This window comes from Caulobacter ginsengisoli (genome assembly GCF_030814835.1).
GTDB lineage: Bacteria > Pseudomonadota > Alphaproteobacteria > Caulobacterales > Caulobacteraceae > Caulobacter > Caulobacter ginsengisoli.
Genome location: NZ_JAUSVS010000002.1, coordinates 851,381 through 870,514, shown reverse-complemented (window position 1 = coordinate 870,514; position 19,134 = coordinate 851,381). Strand labels below are relative to the sequence as shown.

The 19,134-nt window shown below is 69.5% G+C and carries 19 protein-coding genes and 1 riboswitch; of the genes, 6 read left to right on the top strand and 13 right to left on the bottom strand.

Annotated features, from left to right (window positions below):
* Positions 1-54 precede the first annotated feature (54 nt).
* Positions 55-657: a TetR/AcrR family transcriptional regulator gene (locus QO010_RS09670; protein ID WP_307348593.1), complete on the top strand. Its 603-nt coding sequence runs from the start codon at positions 55-57 to the stop codon at positions 655-657.
* 169 nt (positions 658-826) lie between these two features.
* Here QO010_RS09670 and QO010_RS09665 read toward each other — a convergent pair whose 3' ends face one another.
* Positions 827-2,959, bottom strand: coding sequence for a PAS domain-containing hybrid sensor histidine kinase/response regulator (locus tag QO010_RS09665; RefSeq protein WP_307348592.1), 2,133 nt, complete (start codon positions 2,957-2,959; stop codon positions 827-829).
* Between the two features lie 132 nt (positions 2,960-3,091).
* Here QO010_RS09665 and QO010_RS09660 point away from each other — a divergent pair, with 132 nt between their 5' ends.
* Together QO010_RS09660 and QO010_RS09655 are read left to right on the top strand one after the other, a co-directional pair.
* Positions 3,092-3,301 (top strand): MbtH family protein, encoded by a 210-nt coding sequence (locus QO010_RS09660; RefSeq protein WP_307348591.1) that lies wholly within the window; start codon positions 3,092-3,094, stop codon positions 3,299-3,301.
* Between the two features lie 52 nt (positions 3,302-3,353).
* Positions 3,354-3,468, top strand: a riboswitch (SAM-I-IV-variant riboswitch).
* A 25-nt stretch (positions 3,469-3,493) separates the two neighbouring features.
* Complete coding sequence (locus QO010_RS09655; RefSeq protein WP_307348589.1) at positions 3,494-3,916, top strand: DUF3293 domain-containing protein; 423 nt, start codon at positions 3,494-3,496, stop codon at positions 3,914-3,916.
* Here QO010_RS09655 and QO010_RS09650 read toward each other — a convergent pair.
* The 9 genes from QO010_RS09650 to QO010_RS09610 form a co-directional block, all read right to left on the bottom strand.
* Complete coding sequence (locus QO010_RS09650) at positions 3,913-5,139, bottom strand: aminotransferase class V-fold PLP-dependent enzyme (RefSeq protein WP_307348586.1); 1,227 nt, start codon at positions 5,137-5,139, stop codon at positions 3,913-3,915. The two genes, QO010_RS09655 and QO010_RS09650, sit on opposite strands and share 4 nt — an antisense overlap.
* Positions 5,140-5,408: 269 nt before the next feature.
* Positions 5,409-6,065 (bottom strand): hypothetical protein, encoded by a 657-nt coding sequence (locus QO010_RS09645; protein WP_307348584.1) that lies wholly within the window; start codon positions 6,063-6,065, stop codon positions 5,409-5,411.
* A gap of 63 nt (positions 6,066-6,128) precedes the next feature.
* Entirely contained in the window at positions 6,129-7,577 is a 1,449-nt protein-coding gene (locus QO010_RS09640) for an NCS1 family nucleobase:cation symporter-1 (protein ID WP_307348583.1), read from the bottom strand.
* A gap of 69 nt (positions 7,578-7,646) precedes the next feature.
* A complete protein-coding gene (locus tag QO010_RS09635) occupies positions 7,647-7,892 on the bottom strand; it encodes a hypothetical protein (protein ID WP_307348581.1) in 246 nt (81 codons plus the stop codon).
* 46 nt (positions 7,893-7,938) lie between these two features.
* Positions 7,939-8,526, bottom strand: coding sequence for a hypothetical protein (locus tag QO010_RS09630; RefSeq protein WP_307348579.1), 588 nt, complete (start codon positions 8,524-8,526; stop codon positions 7,939-7,941).
* 14 nt (positions 8,527-8,540) lie between these two features.
* Positions 8,541-9,149 (bottom strand): hypothetical protein, encoded by a 609-nt coding sequence (locus tag QO010_RS09625; RefSeq protein ID WP_307348577.1) that lies wholly within the window; start codon positions 9,147-9,149, stop codon positions 8,541-8,543.
* 224 nt (positions 9,150-9,373) lie between these two features.
* Positions 9,374-9,994: a GNAT family N-acetyltransferase gene (locus QO010_RS09620; RefSeq protein ID WP_307348576.1), complete on the bottom strand. Its 621-nt coding sequence runs from the start codon at positions 9,992-9,994 to the stop codon at positions 9,374-9,376.
* A gap of 2 nt (positions 9,995-9,996) precedes the next feature.
* Positions 9,997-10,746, bottom strand: a complete 750-nt coding sequence (locus QO010_RS09615; RefSeq protein ID WP_307348574.1) for a hypothetical protein — start codon at positions 10,744-10,746, stop codon at positions 9,997-9,999.
* Positions 10,747-10,817: 71 nt separating this feature from the next.
* Complete coding sequence (locus tag QO010_RS09610) at positions 10,818-12,008, bottom strand: amidohydrolase family protein (protein WP_307348573.1); 1,191 nt, start codon at positions 12,006-12,008, stop codon at positions 10,818-10,820.
* Between the two features lie 339 nt (positions 12,009-12,347).
* On the opposite strand from QO010_RS09610, the gene QO010_RS09605 reads away from it, so the two are divergent.
* A complete protein-coding gene (locus tag QO010_RS09605; RefSeq protein WP_307348571.1) occupies positions 12,348-13,598 on the top strand; it encodes a cytochrome P450 in 1,251 nt (416 codons plus the stop codon).
* 4 nt (positions 13,599-13,602) lie between these two features.
* Positions 13,603-14,889, top strand: a complete 1,287-nt coding sequence (locus tag QO010_RS09600; protein WP_307348570.1) for a peptidase C69 family protein — start codon at positions 13,603-13,605, stop codon at positions 14,887-14,889.
* Positions 14,890-15,048: 159 nt separating this feature from the next.
* Here QO010_RS09600 and QO010_RS09595 read toward each other — a convergent pair whose 3' ends face one another.
* Positions 15,049-16,212, bottom strand: coding sequence for a Gfo/Idh/MocA family protein (locus QO010_RS09595; RefSeq protein WP_307348568.1), 1,164 nt, complete (start codon positions 16,210-16,212; stop codon positions 15,049-15,051).
* A 9-nt stretch (positions 16,213-16,221) separates the two neighbouring features.
* On the bottom strand, positions 16,222-17,967 hold the full coding sequence (locus tag QO010_RS09590; RefSeq protein ID WP_307348566.1) for an ATP-binding protein: 1,746 nt from the start codon (positions 17,965-17,967) through the stop codon (positions 16,222-16,224).
* 100 nt (positions 17,968-18,067) lie between these two features.
* Between QO010_RS09590 and QO010_RS09585 the strand changes: the two genes are divergently transcribed.
* Positions 18,068-18,355 (top strand): putative quinol monooxygenase, encoded by a 288-nt coding sequence (locus QO010_RS09585; protein WP_307348565.1) that lies wholly within the window; start codon positions 18,068-18,070, stop codon positions 18,353-18,355.
* On the opposite strand, the gene QO010_RS09580 is transcribed toward QO010_RS09585, so the two are convergent.
* Positions 18,352-18,837, bottom strand: coding sequence for a hypothetical protein (locus QO010_RS09580; RefSeq protein ID WP_307348563.1), 486 nt, complete (start codon positions 18,835-18,837; stop codon positions 18,352-18,354). The genes QO010_RS09585 and QO010_RS09580 overlap by 4 nt on opposite strands.
* Positions 18,838-19,134 lie beyond the last annotated feature (297 nt).

The window sequence follows — 19,134 nt, the reverse complement described above, 5'->3', positions numbered from 1 at the left end:
CCTCCGACGCAGAATATGCATTATGTATATTATGCATCCGGTATATTCAACGGTATGGCCATCCCCTCCCCGCCTGTCGGCGGAACCAAGCGCGATCGCACCAAGGCGGCCCTGATCGCGGCGTTCTGGGACCTGGTCGACGAGGGCGGTTTCGCGGCCGCCTCGCTGGAGGCGGTGGCGCGGCGGGCCGGCATGACCCGGGGCGCCATCTATTCCAACTTCGCCTCCCGCGCCGAGCTGCTGCTGGCGGCGGCGGCAGTGCGGGGCCTGAAGATCGACCGCGACTTCAGCCAGCCGGGAACCCTGGCCGAGCAACTGGACCGTTTCGCGCAGGGCCTGGTCCTGGCCTTGCCCAACGCCCCGGGGACGCAGCGCTGGCACGCCGAACTGCTGCTGCACATCGCCACCGAACCGGCCCTGAAGGCGCAGGTAGCGCAAGGCTTCACGGCCCTGTTCGAAGTCATGGCGGCGCAGCTCCAGGCCCAGCACGGCGACGAGTTGGCCATCCCGGCCGCCAGCCTGGCGCTGGCCATCCAGGCCTTGACCATGGGCTTGATCTACCAGGCGATCATCAGCCCTGACGCGGTGACGCCGGCGGCGGTGTTCGAGGCCTATGCCGCCCTGGCCAGAGGGGCCGTCCGACAAGTTGAGGGATGACCATGCGGACGATCCGGATCGCGACCGTTCTGCCGGCGCTGCTGGCCTGGGGCTGGTTGGGGTGGCGGCGCCCAAGGGCCGCCCGGGCGGAGGGGTTTGTGAAGGCCAGCGGGTGGCGGGCGGGGATGTGGGGTGTTGAGATGGGACTCATCGGTTGGGCGGCGGGCGTTCAGCCGGCCTCGGCCGCCTCGGCCTCCACACCCTCCCCACCCGTCCATCGCCCAATCACCTCCAGCAATCGCCCCGGCGCGATCGGCTTGCCCAGGTGGTCGTCCATCCCCGCCTCCCGGCACCGCGCCACCTGCTCGGGCAGCACGTTGGCGGTCATGGCGATGATGGGGACGCGCAGGCCTCTGGCGCGGATGGCCCGGGTGGCGGTCAGGCCGTCCATGATCGGCATCTGCATGTCCATCAGGATCAGGTCGTAGGCGGCCCGTTCGACGCATTGCAGGGCCTGTTCGCCGTTCTCGGCGGTGTCGATCTGGATGTCGAAGGGGCTGAGCAGGGTGGCGACCAGCTCGCGGTTGACGGCGACGTCCTCGACCAGGAGCAGGCGCAGGGGGCGGTCCAGTTCGGCCGTGGCGGCGGCGGCGTCGGTGGCGGCGTCGGCCGCCAGGGTCATGGGGGCGGCGGGCAGGTCCAGCTGGAACCAGAAGGTCGAGCCCTGGCCCTCCACGCTGTCGGCGCCGACCTGGCCGTCCATCAGTTCCAAGAGGTGGCGGCAGATGGTCAGGCCCAGGCCCGCCCCGCCGAACTTGCGGCTGATGCTGGCGTCGGACTGGGTGAAGCGCTCGAAGATCAGGCCCAGCTGGGCGGCCGGAACGCCGACCCCGGTGTCGGCCACCTCGACGCGCAGGGTGTGGGCGCCGGCGGCCGTAGGCGTGGTGCGCACGGTGACGGTCACGCCGCCCTGGCTGGTGAACTTCAGGGCGTTGGAGAGGTAGTTGAGCAGCACCTGGCGCAGGCGCGGCGCATCGCCGATCAGCCGCACGGGCGGCCCCTCGGCCTTGATGGCCAGGGTCAGGCCCTTGGCGGCGGCCTGGTCGGTAAGCAGGTCGCAGAGGCTGGCGGCCTCGGCGGCCGGGTCGAAGGGCTGGGGATCCAGCTCCACCGCCCCCGCTTCCAGGCGCGAGAAGTCGAGCACGCCGTTGACCACCTCGAGCAGGGCGGCGCTGGCCTGGTGGATCAGGTGGGCGTGGCGGGCCTGCTGCGGGGCCAGGCCCTGGGCGCCCTCCAGCAGGGCCGAAAAGCCGATGATGGCGTTGAGCGGGGTGCGCAGCTCGTGGCTCATATTGGCCAGGAAGTCGGTCTTGGCCGCGGCGGCGGCCTCGGCCCGGCAGAGGGCCTCGACCAAGTCCTGTTCCAGCTGCTTGCGGGCCTGGATGTCGCGGCTGACAGACAGCACCCTGGCCTGGCGGTCGCCCTCGGCGGGGATCAGGGTGAACAGGGTCTCGACCCACAGGTGCGAGCCGTCGGCGCGGACCACGCGGTACTGCTGGCTGCGCTGGCCGCCGTCGCGGCGCAGAGCCGAGAGACAGGCCATCACCGCCGGCCCGTCGTCGGGGCAGAGGTGTTCCATGGTCTCGACCGGCCGCATGTCATCGGGCGCGACGCCCAGCATCTGGCGGATCGAGGGCGAGACATAGAGCCGCTCGCCGCTAAGCGCGGTCAGCATGATGACGTCGGTCTGGTTGTCGGCCAGGAAGCGGTAGCGCTCGGCGTTGTCCTGGGCCTCGGCCTGGGTGGCGAGGGTGCGGCGGCGCGCGTCCATCATGATGCCGACACCATCGCCGGCGAACAGCAGGGCCAGGATCAGCAGGGCCCAGACCGGGATCATGTCGAAGCTGTCCGGCGTGGGCGCCAGGGCCAGGGTGGCCAGCATGGTCATGGCCGGAATGACGCCGGCGGCCAGGAAGGCGCCGGTGGACTGATAGGCGAAGGTCTGGGCGAAGAAGATGACGCTGAGCCAGATGGTGACGGCGCAGACCGCCGCATCGCCCCGGCCGGTGTTCCACAGCATGGCGCCCAGCACCATCCAGCCGCTGGAGACGGTGACCACCGTGCCCAGGTGGCTGAGGCGCAGCCAGCGGCCGGCGACCTGGCCCTTGAACTGGGCGCGGGTGGCGAACCAGCTCCAGCCCTCGCAGGCGGCCAGGATCAGTCCCCAGAGGACGCAGGTGGTCAGGGGCAGCATCAGGGTGGCGAAAGCGGCGACCCCGATCAGAACCAGGTTGCGCAGGGGCCAGGCCCGGTGCGCATGGCTGGCCAGCGTGTCCAGCCCGTCATCCAGCAATGAGATCAAGTTCTGGCCGCCTCCCCCGCGGTCGTTACGCCGACCACTATCGCGCCGCGCCGCTGCAATCGGGTTAATGGGAGGGTTGGCCGGTGGGCGGCCCGGCCTATAGTCGCCGAAACCTGAGTAGGGAGGCCTCCAATGCCCAGCCGGGACGAGCGCGAAGACACCACCGTCTACAAGGTGGTCGTCAATCATGAGGAGCAGTATTCGATCTGGCCCGCCGACCGTGACAATCCGCTGGGCTGGAACGACGCCGGCAAGACCGGGACCCGGGCCGAGTGCCTGGCCTATATCGAGGAGGTCTGGACCGACATGCGGCCGCTGAGCGTGCGCAAACACCTGCAATAGGCGGGCCGGGGTCGGGAGCGCTTGACTTCCCGTCCCCGCTCGCCGATAGCCGCCGCCACATCAAGAGCTGGGCCGACGCCCACGCCAACCTGCCTCCCGGGCAAGGTGGTCTTCGCGAAAGCGGATGGGGCGCTCCCTTCTAGGGCCGCGCAACCAAGCGGGCGGCGTCGGTCCTTTGAGCGGAGCCGGCGCGTGACCCAGATCGATCAAGAGACCCTGGCGGCCTACGAGGCGACGGACTATCGCGTCGACTGGCCCAGCGGCGTCTTCGTGCTGAAGATCGGGCGGCCCTCGCGTGACCTGGCGCGGCTCTACGAGGCGGCGGGCGTGACCAGCGCCGCCTATCTCAGCGCCTGGAACCCCTACAGCCGGATCGCCCCGCCGGAAGCCAACGCGGCGGCCCAGGCGGCGCTGGACGCCAGGCTGGCCGGCGTCGCCCCGGTGGTGGCGCCCGGCTGGGGCGCCGACCCCAGCGGCGCCTGGCCGCCGGAGCGCTCGACCCTGGCCCTGGGGCTTTCGCTGGACGAGGCCAAGCGGCTGGCGGAAGCCTTCCGCCAGAACGGCTTCGTCTGGTGCGGGCCGGACGCCACGCCGCAGCTGGTGCTGATGCGCTAAAGCGCCTCGTCGAGCGCCGCGATCAGCTTCTCGACCTCGGACGGCGCCGTGTAGTGGACGAAGCTGACCCGCAGCGCCCCGTGGTCGGGATCGACGCCCTGGGCGGCCAGGCAGCGCACGCCATAGAAGCTGCCGCCGCTGGTCATGATCCCCTTGGCGGCCAGGCGCGCGGCCGCCTCCCCGCCCCGCCCGGCCAGGACCATGGCCACGGTCGGCGCGCGGCCGGCGGCCTGGCGGGGGCCCAGCAGCCGGACCGAGTTTTTGGCGCCGATGAAGTCGAGCAGCGGCTGCAGCAGCGCCGTCTCATGGGCCCGCATCAGGTCATGGACGAAGGCGGCGCGCTCTGTGGGCCCCGCGCCGGCCGGGCCGCCGTGATGGGCGTAGAGGGCCTCGGCATAGTCGGCCATGCCGGCGCAGGCGGCGATCTGAGCGTGGTCGGGGCCGGCGGGGGTGAAGCGCTTGCAGAGATCGCCGGCGTTGAAATAGTGCCCCTGGTTGGGCAGGGCCTCGGCCAGGGCGCGGCGGATAACCATGATCCCCTGGTGGGGGCCGTAGGTCTTGTAGGCCGAGAACAGATAGATGTCGGCCCCCAGCGCCGCGACGTTCGGCAGGCCGTGCGGGGCGTAGGAGACCCCGTCGACACAGACCACCGCGCCGGCGGCATGGGCCAGGGCGGCGATCTCGGCGACCGGATTGATCTCGGCGACGATGTTGGAGCAGTGGGGGAAGCAGACCAGCCTGACCCTGTCGTCGAGCAGCGCCTTGAGGCCTTCGAGGGGGAGATGGCCGGTTTCCGGTTCCAGCGCCCATTCGCGGATCTCGATCCCCCGCTCGGCCAGCCGCCGCCAGGGGCCGGAATTGGCCTCATGATCCTGGTTGGTGACGATGACGGCGTCGCCGGGTTTCAGATGCTGGCCGAACGCCTGGGCCAGGACATAGGTGTTCTGGCTGGTCGAGGGCCCGAAACTGACCTCGTCGGTCTCCACCCCCATCAGGGCCGCGAGACGCGCGCGGGCCTCATCCATCTCCTCGCCGCCCAGCCGCGAGGGTTCATAGGCCGAATAGGGCTGCACCTTGCGCTGGCGGTAGAAGCGGGTCAGCCGGTCGATGACCTGGCCACAGGCATAGGAGCCGCCGGCGTTCTCGAAGAAGGCCTGGCCCTGCAGCGAGGGTTCGGAAAAGGCCGGGAACTGGGCGCGGACGAAATCGATGTCGAGGGGCATGGGCGGGAACGTGGCCTGGGCCCACCAGGGATGCAAGCGCCCCTTGGCCGCACTTGGCCATCGACCGGCCCCCGCCCTCTCCTCGCCCCTAGGGCGAGGTGGCAGCGAAGCTGACGGAGTGGGGAGCACGCCCGGCACGTATACCCAGGATGAGGTGCAGCAGTGAGGGGAACGCCTTTTGTTGTGTGCTGTAGTCGCTCCCCACTCCGGCCCTCCGGGCCACCTCGCCCTAGGGGCGAGGAGAGCGCGGAGCCGCGTTTAGCCCCGGCTCAGTTACCCGTGCTGGCGGTGGTGGGATCGGCGCACCACGGGTAGTCCGGATGCGTCCCGCACTCCTGCTTCAGCAACGCCGCGAAGGTCGAAGCCTGCTCCTCGCCGTAGGGGCCGCCCAGGGCGGTGGACAGCTTGCGCACCTTGGCCTGCAAGGACAGGTAGGCCGGATCGCGCAGCATGGCGCTGACTTGGTCCTGCTCGGGTTGGCTGAGGATGGTGGCCAGATAGGCGCGGCCGTCGTTTTCGGAGCGGGCGTAGGCGGCGCGAAGCTCGACCTGATGCTCGCGCAGGCGCGCCACCGCCGGGTTCTGCTGGAAGGCCAGATACTGTTCCAGCTCGTCCTGGGTCAGGCCGCGGGCCAGGCCATCGACGCTGTCGTCCAGCATCTTGCCCTTGACCTGGGCCATGGCCTGCAGGGCCAGGTCCAGGAAGGCCTGGCGGGCGGCCGGGCTGCCGGCCTTGGCGAAGGAGGCGTCATAGGCCTCACCCGCCGCCTGGCGGATGCCGGTCTCGAACTCGCCGTCGCTGAGCTGGATCAGGGTGCGGGCGATTTCCCAGGACCGGGGCGAAGGCCCCGCATCGCCCTTGCCGGCCAGGGCGACGGCCGGCAGCAGCAGCGCGCCCGCAAAGGCGATGGCGATCAAACGCTTCATGAGTCCGTCCCCCGACCGACTGTTGTTCACTGACGATGAGCGTGCCGTCGGATGCGGGTCAGATCAAGGGGCCGGGGTGGTTTGCCGCAGGGGATGCATCAGAAGGCCGTAAATCAGGGCAGCCAGGCCGAAGCCGATGAACCAAGCCCACTGGAACAGGCTGTCGAACACCGCCGGCGGATCGGCCAGCCCGACCGTGTGCAGGAAGCCCGGCAGGTTGGGCGCGACCCCGACTGCCAGGGCCGTCACCCCGGCCAGGTTCCAGCCCTGGGCCCCGCGATATCGGCCGTTGAAGCGGAACAGGTCCGGGACGTCGTAGCGACCGCGCCGCACCCACAGATAGTCGCAGACCAGGATGCCGGCGATCGGCCCCAGCAGCGCCCCGTAGCCGCCCAGCCAGGCGAACAGATAGGTCCCGGCGCTCTCCATCAGTCGCCACGGAAAGATGGCGATCCCCAGCCCGGCGGTGATCAGCCCGCCCTGCACGAACGAGATCTTCGCCGGGGCCAGGTTGGAGAAGTCATAGGCCGGCGAGACGACGTTGGCCGCCAGGTTGGTGGTGATGGTGGCGATCAGCAGCACGAACAGCGACAACACCACCCCCATGCCGCCCATCTTCGCCGCCAGGTCGATGGGGTTCCAGATCGGCTCGCCATAGAGGGCGACCGTCGCCGAGGTCACCGCCACCCCGATGAAGGCGAACAGGGCCATGGGGATGGGCAGGCCGATGGCCTGGCCGATGATCTGGTCGCGCTGGCTGCGGGCGAAACGGGTGAAGTCGCAGATGTTCAGCGCCATGGTGGCCCAGAAGCCGACCATGGCGGTCAGGCCCCCGGCCATGGCGCCCCACAGCTGGTCCGGGGCGATGGTCGCCGGCGCGGCCAGCATCGGCCCGAACCCGCCGGCCTTGCGCCAGGCCCAGGCCAGCAGCGCCAGGCCCATGACCAACAGGAAGGGCGCCGACCAGGTCTCCAGCCAGCGGATCGACTCCGTCCCCTTGACGATGAACCAGATGTGCAGGGCCCAGAAGGCCAGGAAACAGAGGAGTTGGGCGAGGTTGATGGCCAGCAGCGGCAATGCGGGGCCGGCCAGGGCGTCGTGGGTGACGATGTTCAGGGCCGCATAGATGGCCGAGCCGCCCAGCCAGGTGTTGATTCCGAACCAGCCGCAGGCCACCAGCGCCCGCGCCAGGGCCGGCAGCTGCGCGCCTCTGGGCCCGAACGCCGAGCGCAGCAGCACCGGGAAGGGCAGCCCAAACCGCGCCCCCGCATGGCCGACGATCAGCATCGGGACCAGCACGATCAGGTTGCCCAGGAACACCAGCCCCACCGCCTGCCAGGCCGACAGCCCCGTGCTGACCAGTCCGCCGGCCAGGGTGTAGGTCGGCACGCAGACCACCATCCCCACCCACAGGGCAGCGAACGAGCGCCAGGTCCAGGTGCGCTGGGCCGGTTGGGTGGGGGCGAGGTCGGCGTTGGTGAGCTGCGGATCGGCGCCGGTCGGCTGGTTCATGCGAGTCCCCCTGCTGGACGCCGGCGGGAGGATTTCAGGTTCCGGCGGCTGGGGTCAACAACGGCGCCGCTAGAGGAACCGCGCCGCCAGGATCAGCGCCACCGACCCGACCACCACCACCAGCACCATCCCGGCGATGATCCGGCCGATCAGCCCGCCCGCGTAGCTGGCGACGGGGCCGTGTTCAGCCAGGCGCCGGCGGCTGGCGGCGGCCTTCTGGGCGGTCTTGCGGGCTTCGTCTTCGGCGCGGCGGCGCTCGGCGTCGCGGGCCCGGCGGGCGTTCAGATCGATGATTTTGCGATCAGGATCGGCCATGCAGCGGATTTAGCGCGCCGCGCGGGCCGACGCCACCGGGTTGAGCCTAGGGCGCATAGTATTTCTCCGCCGTCAGCGCCTGAGGGCCGTCGCCGCCGTCGACGTCGCTCTCTTCCAGGGTATAGGTCGCCGTCTGGCCCTGGGACAGGCCGTCCTCGTTGGTGGTCTCCAGGACATCGGTGCGGTGGAACTGGCCAAAGCCGCTGGGATCGTCGAGCCGGCGGCAGTCGGGGGCCAGGTCGCCACCCATGGCGTAGGTCATGCGATAGGCCCCGTCGATCAGCGGGCCGATCCGCACCCGATCGTGCGGGGCGACATAGACCGCCACGGCCAGCGGGCCGTCATCGCCGGTGCGGATCTTGACCACGGCATTGGCGTCCGTCTGGTTGGTGATCTCGTAGAAGTGCCGCCCCTGAGGCGAGACCGCGCCCATCAGGATATCGCCATTGGCCGGCGGCCTGGCGCAGATCGGCTCGATGATGCGGACCGGTCCCAGCGCCTGGGCCGACGGCGTCGCCTGCGGCGGTTCGGGGACCGGCTTGGGCGGCGGCGCAGGCGGCTTGGCCGGCGCGCAGGCGGCGGCCAGCAGCGTGGCGGCCATAACCGCCGCAAACCCTCGAACCCGCTCAGCCATGCAACGCCCCGCCTTCACAGGTCCAGAGCATAGCCTGCTCCGAGGGTCGCGACGAGGCATCGCGGCGTCAGAACCGACACGGCCGAGGCGGGCTGCGGCTGGGAGTCGCCATAGCCCTCGAAGCTCCAGGGCCGGACCGCGCCGGCCTGTTTGAGCCAGGCCCGGCCGTCATGCTCGAACATCGCCCCATCCGGCAGTTCGGCGGGGCAGCCCTCATGGCGCTGCTGGGTTCCCGCCCCGGTCAGCCGGTCGGCGTGCAGCAGGCGGTCGATCTCATCGACCCCCGGCGTCGCCGAAATCCGCCCCGGATTGCCGGCTGCCAGGGCGGCCCGGAACCGCTCGAACGCCTCGCGGCGGCAGTAGGCGCAGGGCCGGTGGCCGGCGGCCAGCGCCGTCGCCTCGTCCAGGAAGAACAGCTCGGTCCAGCGGTTCGGTGTCATCACCACCCGCCGCCAGCCCTTCCAGTCCAGCCGGCAGGAGATCCAGCGCCGCGAGCGCCAGGTCCGGCCGGGCCGGATGCGCCGCGCCTCGTCATGCAGGCAGCCGCGGTTGCCGGTCAGAGTCCCCCGGGCGGGAACGGCGTTCAGGGCGCTGAACGGATCGACGCGGTTCTGCAGCGGCATGGGCGAAGACTGCGTCGCCGGCGGGCGGCGGGCAACGGCCCGTGACCGCGATCACGCACGCCGGGTCCGAAATCCGCCAGCCTGCCGGCATGCAAAGTGGCGGTACTTGCGATGGGGCCTCGCGCGAGGCGGCCGAGTTCGAACGGAAGCTGGCGGCCTGGCTGCGCTGGGTCAGCGTACCCGGCGCTCCGCCCCCGCCCCGCGAGCGCCGCAGGCCGGCCGGGTCAGTCCCGCGCCAGCCCCAGCCAGTGGGCCCCGCCGGCCCGCGCGCCGGCGGGCCTGGCGATGGGTTCGAACCCTCTGGCCCGCCAGAAGGCTAGTCCTGCCAGATTGTCCCGGCTGACCCCGACATGCAGGCCGCCTGATGGGTCGATCTCGGCGAGCCAGCGGTTCAGCAGCGCGGTCCCCACCCCCCGGCCCTGCAGGCGCGGCAACAGGTTCATGTGCAGGTGACCCGGGAAGGCGCCGACCACATAGTCGGGCGTGGCGAAGGGATGGTGGATCAGCCAGGCCCGCCGCTGGTCCGCCGTCCAGCTTTCCGGCGGCGACCCTTGCGGATCGGCATAGCGGCGGCGCAGGTCAGGCCACCAGTCCTGTTCCAGCCGGGCCTCGAAGGCGCGGGTGTCCGCCACCCCGACGATATAGCCGCCGACGCCCTGCTCGTCCTCGGCCACCAGGGCCGTTTCCGGGCTGAGGATCGCATAGGGGGCCGAATAGATGTGGCCGATCATCCGGCGGTCCGCATGCAGGCTCCCGGCATCCTGGCCGCTGTCCCCGGTGGCCAGGGAGATGGCGTAGAGGGCGCCCAGGTCTTCCGCGTGGTAGGGGCGCAACCGGACGGTCATCTCTAGTCGAAGACCGCCGCCACCGACTGAGCGCCCGCGGAGGTGCGTAGCGCCCGGCGGACATAGAAGCTGGTCTGCAGCACAGCCAGCAGGGTGGCGTAGACGAGGTTGATGAGGGGCTCATAGCCATAGCTGTAGCCGGGCTGCAGCCGGGCCTCCTGAAAGCCGCTCATGCCGCCGAAGCCGACCATGCCGGCGAAGCCGAACACGGTGACGGCGATGCCGAGAACCAGCAGAACGCCGAAAATACCGAACCGATAATCGCGGGTGAGCTCGCGGCTGCGGGTGATGGCCTCACCGGGGTCGCGACGCTCCAGGGCGGCGACCGGTAGGACGATGAACAGCATGCAATTGGCGATGACTCCGGGGATCACCAGCAGGATGAGGCCCATGGAGATGATCAGCGTCTTCAGCACACCGGCGACCAGAACGACGGCGATCCAGCCGATCCAGCCGGCGTGGCGGTCGACCGGCTTGACGGCGGCAACCAGCCCCAGGCGGGGCGCCAGCAGGATGGCGACGACACCGACATAGAGGCCCTGCAAGCCGCCCTTTGCCAGCACATTCGCGATACCGGACAGCCAGACGGGCATGCCGGCCTGGACGAGGTAGCCAGACGCTGTGTCCAACGGCCATTCTGGGGCGACGACCAGCAGCAGGCCCGCCAGGATCAGCCGCGGCAGCAGCGGCGCGGTCTGCCGCAGCGCCTCGCCGATGTTCTGGGTCGACAGCGGTTCAGACGCCGCGCTCATAGGCCCATTCCCCCGGCGTTCCCGCATCTAGGGACAGTCGAACCCGCTTCGGCCCCCGAGGGCAAGCCTGCTCAGGCCGCCGCCTCCATCGCCGGCCGTCGCAGGTCCTCAGCCAACCCCTCGCCCATCAGGTCGACAAAGTTGTCGGCATAGAAGGCGGCCACCGAGGCCGGCGGGGCTCCGGCCAGGCTGTCGTCGAAGCGCTTCAACGGATTGCGGCCGCCCTCCACGTGGGGGAAGTCGCTGGAGAACAGGCAGCATTCGGGGCCACTGTTGGCGATGATCCAGCCCGTGTCCTCGTGCGGGTAGGGGGTGACGCGGACCTGGCGGCGGACGATCTCGCTGGGCTTGGCCGACAGCTTCTGCAGCCGCTCCTCGTTGCGGATGAAGGCCGCCGCGCCGCTGTCCATGAACCGCATCCAGCTGGGCAGCCATGAGGCGCCCAGTTCGATGGCCCCGAACTTGAGGCGCGGGAAACGGTCCAGCACGCCGTCGAAGATCAGCGCCGCCAGGGTCTGCTGCACGCTGCCCGGGATGGCCATGAAGCTGACCGAGGTGAAGTTCTCCTCGCCACCGTGGAAGTCCTTCACCCGCGGCAGGCCGTTCTCGAAATAGGGGGCGTGCAGCTTCTCCTCGCCGCCGACGTGGAACAGGATCGGCAGCCCCGCCTCCTGGGCCATCGCCCAGAGCGGATCGAAGCCGATATGGCTGGGCGAGTGATGCTGGGGATGGCGCGAGGGGATCATCAGCCCCTTGGCCCCCATGGCGATGGCCCTTCGGGCCGTCTCGATGGCCCGGGCGCAGTCTTCCAGCGGGATGTAGGCGGTGGCCAGGAAGCGGCGGTCGACGGCGCAGAAGTCGACCATCATCCGGTTGTGGGCCTCGGCGGCGGCGTAGGCCAGCTCCAGGTCATCGCCCTGGTCGAGGCCGAAATTGCTCAGGCAGAAGGTCGTGAACACCAGCTGGCTGGCGAAGCCCAGCAGGTCCAGCGCCTTGGGCCGGTCGGCGGGCGTGAAGGCGCCCAGGGCCTCGTAATTCTTGCGCAGCAGGATGTTGTCGGCGTCGCCGGCCCGGAATTCCGCGTCGCTCTGGCGCTGACGGGCCTTGTCGGCCCAGCCGGCCTGGCCGAGCTTCTTCTGATAGTAGGGCAGGTCGTGGAACCGCTTGAGCAGCCGCTTATCGAAGAATGGATCGAGACAGTCCGGCAGCTCCATCAGATGGCTGTCGGCGTCGTGCACCAGGCGACCGGTCGCATAGGCCATGGCGTTTCCTCGTCTTCTTGTTTGTTGGGGAGAGTTTCACCCGAGAGGCTGGGGGCGTCAAAGGAAGGTTTCACCACGAACAACACGAACAACACGAACGCGGCCTGATGGCCGAAGGCCGAGCCCCCTCAAAAGACCCTTCGGGCCGAAGCTCAGGACGGCGCGGTCGCGTTCGTGTTGTTCGTGTTGTTCGTGGTGATTTCTTCGAGCCCGTCCGCTCGGACGAAATCGTCCGCGCAGCCCCCCATTCTTGCGTGACGCCACCGTCATTTTGGAGGATGCTGGTAGCTAATCGAGACTGGCGGCCAGCCGGCGCCCCTATGGGATGGAGAGACGATCATGAGCGACGGCGCCGTGCATCTGGACGAAGCCCGGGAGAAGGCCTGGTCGATGCCGCTGGACCAGATCAATCCGGCCGATCCGTACCTCTTCCGCGACAACACCATGTGGCCCTACTTCGAGCGGCTGCGGAAGGAAAACCCCGTCCACCTGCAGACCGAGCACCAGTTCGGCCCCTACTGGTCGGTGACGAAGTACAACGACATCATGGCCGTGGACACCAACCACGAGGCCTTCTCCTCGCAGCCCTCGATCACCATCGCCGACCCGAAGGACGACTTTAGGCTGCCGATGTTCATCGCCATGGACCCGCCCAAGCACGACGTGCAGCGCAAGACGGTCAGCCCCATCGTGGCCCCGTTCAACCTGCAGGCCATGGAGCCGGTGATCCGCGAGCGGGCCGGCGCCATCCTCGACAATCTGCCGATCGGCGAGGAGTTCGACTGGGTCGACAAGGTCTCGGTCGAGCTGACCACCATGACCCTGGCCACCCTGTTCGACTTCCCCTGGGAGGAGCGGCGCAAGCTGACCCGCTGGTCGGACGTCGCCACCGCCAACCCCGAGAGCGGCCTGGTCGAGAGCGAGGAGGCGCGCCGAGCCGAGCTGCTGGAATGCGCCGAATACTTCATGGGCCTGTGGAACCAGCGGGTGAACGAGCCGCCGCGCAACGACCTGATCTCGATGCTGGCCCATGGCGAGTCGACGCGGAACATGGACCGCATGGAGTATCTGGGGAACCTGATCCTGCTGATCGTCGGCGGCAACGACACCACCCGCAACACCATCACCGGCTCGATCCTGGCCCTGAACGAAAACCGCGACCAGTACGACAAGCTGAAGGCCGACCACGGCCTGATCCCGTCTATGGTCTCCGAGACCATCCGCTGGCAGACCCCGCTGGCCCACATGCGCCGCAACGCCACCCGCGACATCGCGCTGGGCGATAAGCTGATCAGGAAGGGCGACAAGGTCGTGATGTGGTACGTCTCGGGCAACCGCGACGAAGAGGTCATCGACCGCCCCAACGACTACTGGATCGAGCGGCCGCGGGTGCGCCAGCACCTGTCGTTCGGCTTCGGCATCCACCGATGCGTGGGCAACCGCCTGGCCGAGTTGCAGCTGAAGATCATCTGGGAAGAGATCCTGGCGAGGTTCCCCGAAATCCAGGTGACCGGCGCGCCCAGGCGGGTGCTCTCCAGCTTCGTGAAGGGCTACGAGTCCCTGCCCACGGTCATCCCCAAGCGTCTCTAGCGATATGTGCGACACCCTGGTCGCCCTGCCCCCGGCCACGGCGACCGGGGCAGTGGTGTTCGGCAAGAACAGCGACCGCGAGCGCAACGAGGCCCAGGGGCTGGAACTGCATCCGGCCGCCGAGCATCCGGCCGGGGCGGTGCTGCGGGCGACCTACATCGCCATCCCCCAGGCCCGGCGCACCCACTCGGTCCTGATCAGCCGGCCCTTCTGGATGTGGGGCGCGGAGATGGGGGCCAACGAGCATGGCGTCGTCATCGGCAATGAGGCGGTCCACGCCATCGTCCCGCCCAGCCGGCGGCGGGCGCTGATCGGCATGGACCTGGTGCGGCTGGGGCTGGAGCGCGGGGCGACGGCGCGGGAGGCGGCCGAGGTCATCGTCGGGTTGCTGGAGACCCACGGCCAGGGCGGCGACTGTGGCCACCTGGGCCGGTTCTACTACCACAACAGCTTCATCATCGCCGACCGGAGCGAGGCGCTGGTGCTGGAGACGGTGGGCAGGTGGTGGGCGATCCAGACCGCTCCGCCGCTGCGGTCGCTGTCGAACGCCTTGTCGATCCAGGATGACTACGACCAGATCAGCCCGGCCCTGATCGAGGAAGCCCGCACGCGCGGCTGGCTGGAAAACGGCCGCCTGCGGATCGCCGACCGTCTGCTGGACGTCGCCCGAGATTCCATCAGCCACGGCCGTGGCCGCTGCGCGCGAGGCCAGGCGCTGCTCGAGGCCCGGCGCGGTCGGATGGACCCGCTGGCCATGATGGCCATCCTGCGCGACCACGGCGAGGTCGGGACTGACTGGCATCCGGCGGACACGGTGGGCCGCACGATCTGCATGCATGCCGCCGAAGGTCCGAGGCGCAGCCAGAGCGTCGGCTCGCTGGTCAGCGACCTGACGCCGGGGCGGACGATCCATTGGGTGACGGGCTCATCGGCGCCATGCCTGAGTGTCTTCAAGCCGGTGATGTTCGAGACCGGCCTGCCGGATCAGGGCTTGTTCCCGACCGACAAGACTGACGACAGCCGCTGGTGGCGACACGAGCGGCTGCATCGCGCGGCGCTGGGCGATTTTCCGTCGGCGCTGGCGGCGATCGCGGCGGAACGGGATGCCCTGGAGGCGTCGTTCGTGACGCGGATGGCTGGGGCGGAGGACCTGAAGGCTGCGATGGTAGTCTGCTGGCGCGAAGCCGATGCTGCCGAGGCGCGGTGGTTGACGGCCATGCCAAAAGCCAAGCCCGCCGGTTCGTTCAGCCGCAGTTGGGGACGATTGAACGCAGTCGCTGAATTTTCCTGAGCTCCCTTCCTCCTCGATGGAGGAAGGGTTGGGGATGGTGGTGATGGCACAGCGTTTCCGGAAGAACGCGGGGAGGCGTGGTCGCCACCCTGAGCTTTTCGCCCATACACCGAGCGCACACCACCAACCCTGCCCTTCCTCCATCGAGGAGGAAGGGTTCTATCTTTTGGCAGCCTCGTCATACGCCGCCCACATCGGCCCGCAGTCGACTACCTGCCCGGTCTCCATCGCCCGGTCGATGGCCATCACCGTCAGCCCCGCCTCCATGGAATCCGCCGGAGTCACCGGGAACGCCGCCCTCCCCTGCAGCGCCGCCAGCAGATCCACGGCCATCGCCTGGTCGGCCCCGTTGTGGTTGTCATCCGTCCGGCTGGCGTAGTCGATGCGCTCAGGCTTCCTGCGGTCCAGCACGCGGCGGACCATCAGGCGGTTGCGCACCAGGTCGGCGATCAGCGTCCCGTCGGCGCCGGCCACGTACCAGCGCCGCTCCTGCAGGGCGACATGGGTGTTGGAGTGGAACGATAGCCGCACCTGGTTGTCGTATTCGACGATGGCGGTCTGGTGGTCGGTGACGTCCATGTCGGACTGGAAGCTGTCATTGGCCGCCGACCAGCCGGCGTCGCGCAGGGTGTAGGCGGCCTCGCCGTTGTCGTAGTGACGGGGGACGTCCACCCGGCTGGAATCGAAGATGCGCTTGCCGCCGAAGCTGGCCACCCTGGCGGGTCGCGCCCCGGTCAGCCGGGCGAAGATATCGAAGTCGTGGCAGACCTTGTCGAGCAGGTAGGAGCCGCCATAGCCCTGCAGCCGCCGCCAGTTGCGGGCCAGGTAGCCGCCGTGCTCGGGCGGCAGGTGCTCGGTGGCGTCGATCGACACCAGCCGTCCCAGTTCGCCGCTGTCCACGCGGGCGATCGTCTCGCGGACGATGGGCATGGAGCGCATGACCAGGCCGATATAGAGCGGCGGGACATCGGCGCCGGCCAGACGCCGGGCCAGCTCGAACGTCTCTGCCTCGGTGCGGACGATGGGTTTCTCGGCGAAGATCGGGTAGCCGGCGGCGAAGGCGGCCTCCAGATGCTCCAGATGCAGATGGTTGGGCGAGCCGATCATCACCAGGTCGAACGGCCCGGCGGCCAGCAGGGCTTGCGGGCTCTCGAACGGGCGGCCCATCGGGATGCCGGCAGCCTCGAGGACGGGCTGGCCGATGGGGGCCGGGTCGACATGGCCGGCCAGTTCGAGGTTCCAGCCTGTCTCGACCATGGCGGCCAGGACGTGGGCGATGCGCTGGCCAAGGCCGATGACGGCGATGCGGTAGGTCTTGCTCATAACGGCAAGTTAGGCGGAAAGCCGCGCCCCGTCCTCACCCTGTGTGGCTTCGCTCAGCCGCGCCACCACGTCCAGCAGCGCCGCCGGCTGGATCGGCTTGGAGAGGTAGTCGTCGAAGCCCAGGCCCAGCAGCCGCTCGCGCTCGCCGGTCATGGCGTCGGCGGTCAGGGCCACCACCACCGCATCGGCGGCGAGGCCCTCGCCGGCCCGGATGCGGCGCAGGGTCTCCACCCCGTCCAGGCGCGGCATGTGGATGTCCATCAGGATCAGGTCGAACCGTTCGCCCATCAAAAGGTCGAGCGCCTCCAGGCCGTCAGCGGCGCTGGCGACGTCCGCCCCGACCGCGCCCAACAGGGCGGCGGCGACGGCGCGGTTGGTGGGATGGTCGTCGACGACCAGCACCTTGATGGCGCGGGCGGGCTCGGCGGCCGGGCCGGCCTGGGCCTCGGCGGCGCCCGGGACCGGGGCAAGCGCCAGCGGCAGGGTGACCCGGAAGGTCGAGCCGCGGCCAAGCGTGCTGGTCAGGGCGATGTCGCCGCCCATCAGTTCGGCCAGGCGCCGGCAGATCGACAGTCCAAGCCCGGTGCCGCCGTGGATTCGGCTGGTCGAGACATCGGCCTGGGTGAAGCTCTGGAACAGGCGCTTCTGCACATCGCGCGGAATGCCGATGCCGGTGTCGCGGACCGACAGCGCCACACGCCCGTCGGGATCGGCCTCGATGGCCAGAGTGATGGCGCCCTGGTCGGTGAACTTCACGGCGTTGGAGACCAGGTTCAGCAGGATCTGCCGAACCCGCATGGCGTCGCCGACCACCCAGTGGGCGGCGGCCGGATCGACCTTTAGCTCAAGCGTCAGCCCCTTGTCGGCGGTCGAGGGCGTCCAGAGATCGCAGACCCGGGCCGCCAGGTCGCGCAGGTCGAACGGCGCGGCCTCCAGTTCCAGCCGGCCGGCCTCGATCTTGGAGAGGTCGAGGATGTCGTTGAGGATGGCCATCAGCACATCGCCCGAGCGGATCACGGTGCGCACATAGTCCTGCTGACGGGCGTCCAGCGGCGTGGTCTGCAGCGCATGGGCCATGCCCAGCACCCCGTTCATCGGGGTGCGCAGCTCGTGGCTCATCATGGCCAGGAAGGCGGACTTGGCCTGGCTGGCGGTCTCGGCCGCCTGTTTCTGTTCCTTGAGCAAGGCCTGGGTTTCGGCCAGGGCCCTGGCGGCCTGCAGGTTCTGGTTGGCGCAGATGAAGCCATAGGCGACCAGGGTCAGGGCCCCGACCACCACGGTCAGTTGCTGAATGCCGTGATAGCGCGGCACGAGCAGTGGCTCGATGACCATGGCCAGCGCCATCGGGGCGGCGAAAAGGGCCAGGCCCAGGCGGGAGCGGAAGGCGAAGCTGATGCCGTTGAGCAGCACCCCGGCCCAGACCAGCAGGGCGTCGAACTGAAAGCCGGGCTTGAAGCCGGTCCAGTAGAGACTGGCCAGGCTCACCCACAGGGCGCCGAAGGCCAGGCCGGTGACCAGGAAGTGCCAGCGGTGGGCGTTGGTGGCGCGGCCCTGGGCCTGGGGGGTGGCGGCGATCCAGGTCCACAGCTCGCAGGCCAGGGCGAAACCGCCCCAGACCAGTCCGACCATCAGGCCCATATTGATGGCCGCCAGGAAGGCCACGACCACGGCGGCGCCGGCCCGGGCGGGGGCCAGGCGGCGCGTCTCGCACGCGACGGCGTCAAAGCCGTCGTCGAATCCCAGGCCCCAAGGCATACTTGGCCGGTTCCTTGCCCCTGCTCTCACAGCTAACGGTGTTCGATCAGGGCGAAGATTGCATTAACGACGACGCGAACAACTGAGGGGCGCTTGGCTCATGATCATCGTCACCGGCTCGCTGACCGCCCGTGAAGACAGCTTCGAGGCTCTGCTCCAGGCCTGCCTGGACCACAGCCGCCGCTCCCGCGCCGAGCCGGGCTGCATCCGCCACAACGCCTATGTCGACGCCGAGGACCCGCTGCGGCTGTTCTTCTACGAGGAATGGGCCGACCGGGCGGCGCTGGACGCCCATTTCCAGGTCCCCGACTCCAACGGTTTCATGCGGGCGGCGCGGGCCCTGGCGAGCATGAGCGACGGGCCGCACATCCTCACGACGGTGGATTAGGCCACCATCTCCTCGGCCCGCTCCGGCGCGGCGTCCAGAAGGTCGCCGATCATGCTGAACAGCCGGCGCAGGTTGTCGGCCTGGGGGCCCAGGACCTGGGCGTAGGCCGGGCTGTCGGTCACATAGCGCGGCACGATCAGGCCGCGGGGGGTATCGACGATCAGGCCCCGGTCGATCAGCTTGCCGATCTTGCGCCGCACCGTCTCGCGCGGCAGGCCGGTCGAGCGCGACAGGGCCGAGCGGCTGACCGGGGTCATCAGTTCGGGATCGATGGGGGTCGACAGGCTGGCGTAGCGGGCGCGCAGGTCGCGCTTGAGCATGATGTTCTGGCTGTTCTGGGTGGTCACCGACAGGAACAGGATGGCCGACTCATAGTCGTGGTCGAAGGCCACCGCGATGCTGGACGCCGCCCGCAGCATGAACTCGGCCGTGAAGTAGGCGAATATCCGTGAACCCGGCTGGGCCAGGATGTCATCGTTCATGACAGACCACCGTGCGTTGACGCCGAACTGCAAGCGGCGAAATTGAGCGGGAGGTGGTCGATCGTCCGCCGGACGACCGACCAGACAACAGGGCCCTGGCGCGCCAGGCGCGGCCGTAGACGGACTCTGCTATCTCCCCGACGACGCGCCGATTGCGCGGCGACGCCACCCCCCGGCCGGGAGTTAGGACCCAGAATGGGCGACCCCGCAATCGGGGTCTGACCCAATTTGGGTCGATTTCGCAAACTTTTGGCGCGGTGCGCGCCAACATTTCCGTGAAGGGGTCGCGGGCTCCCT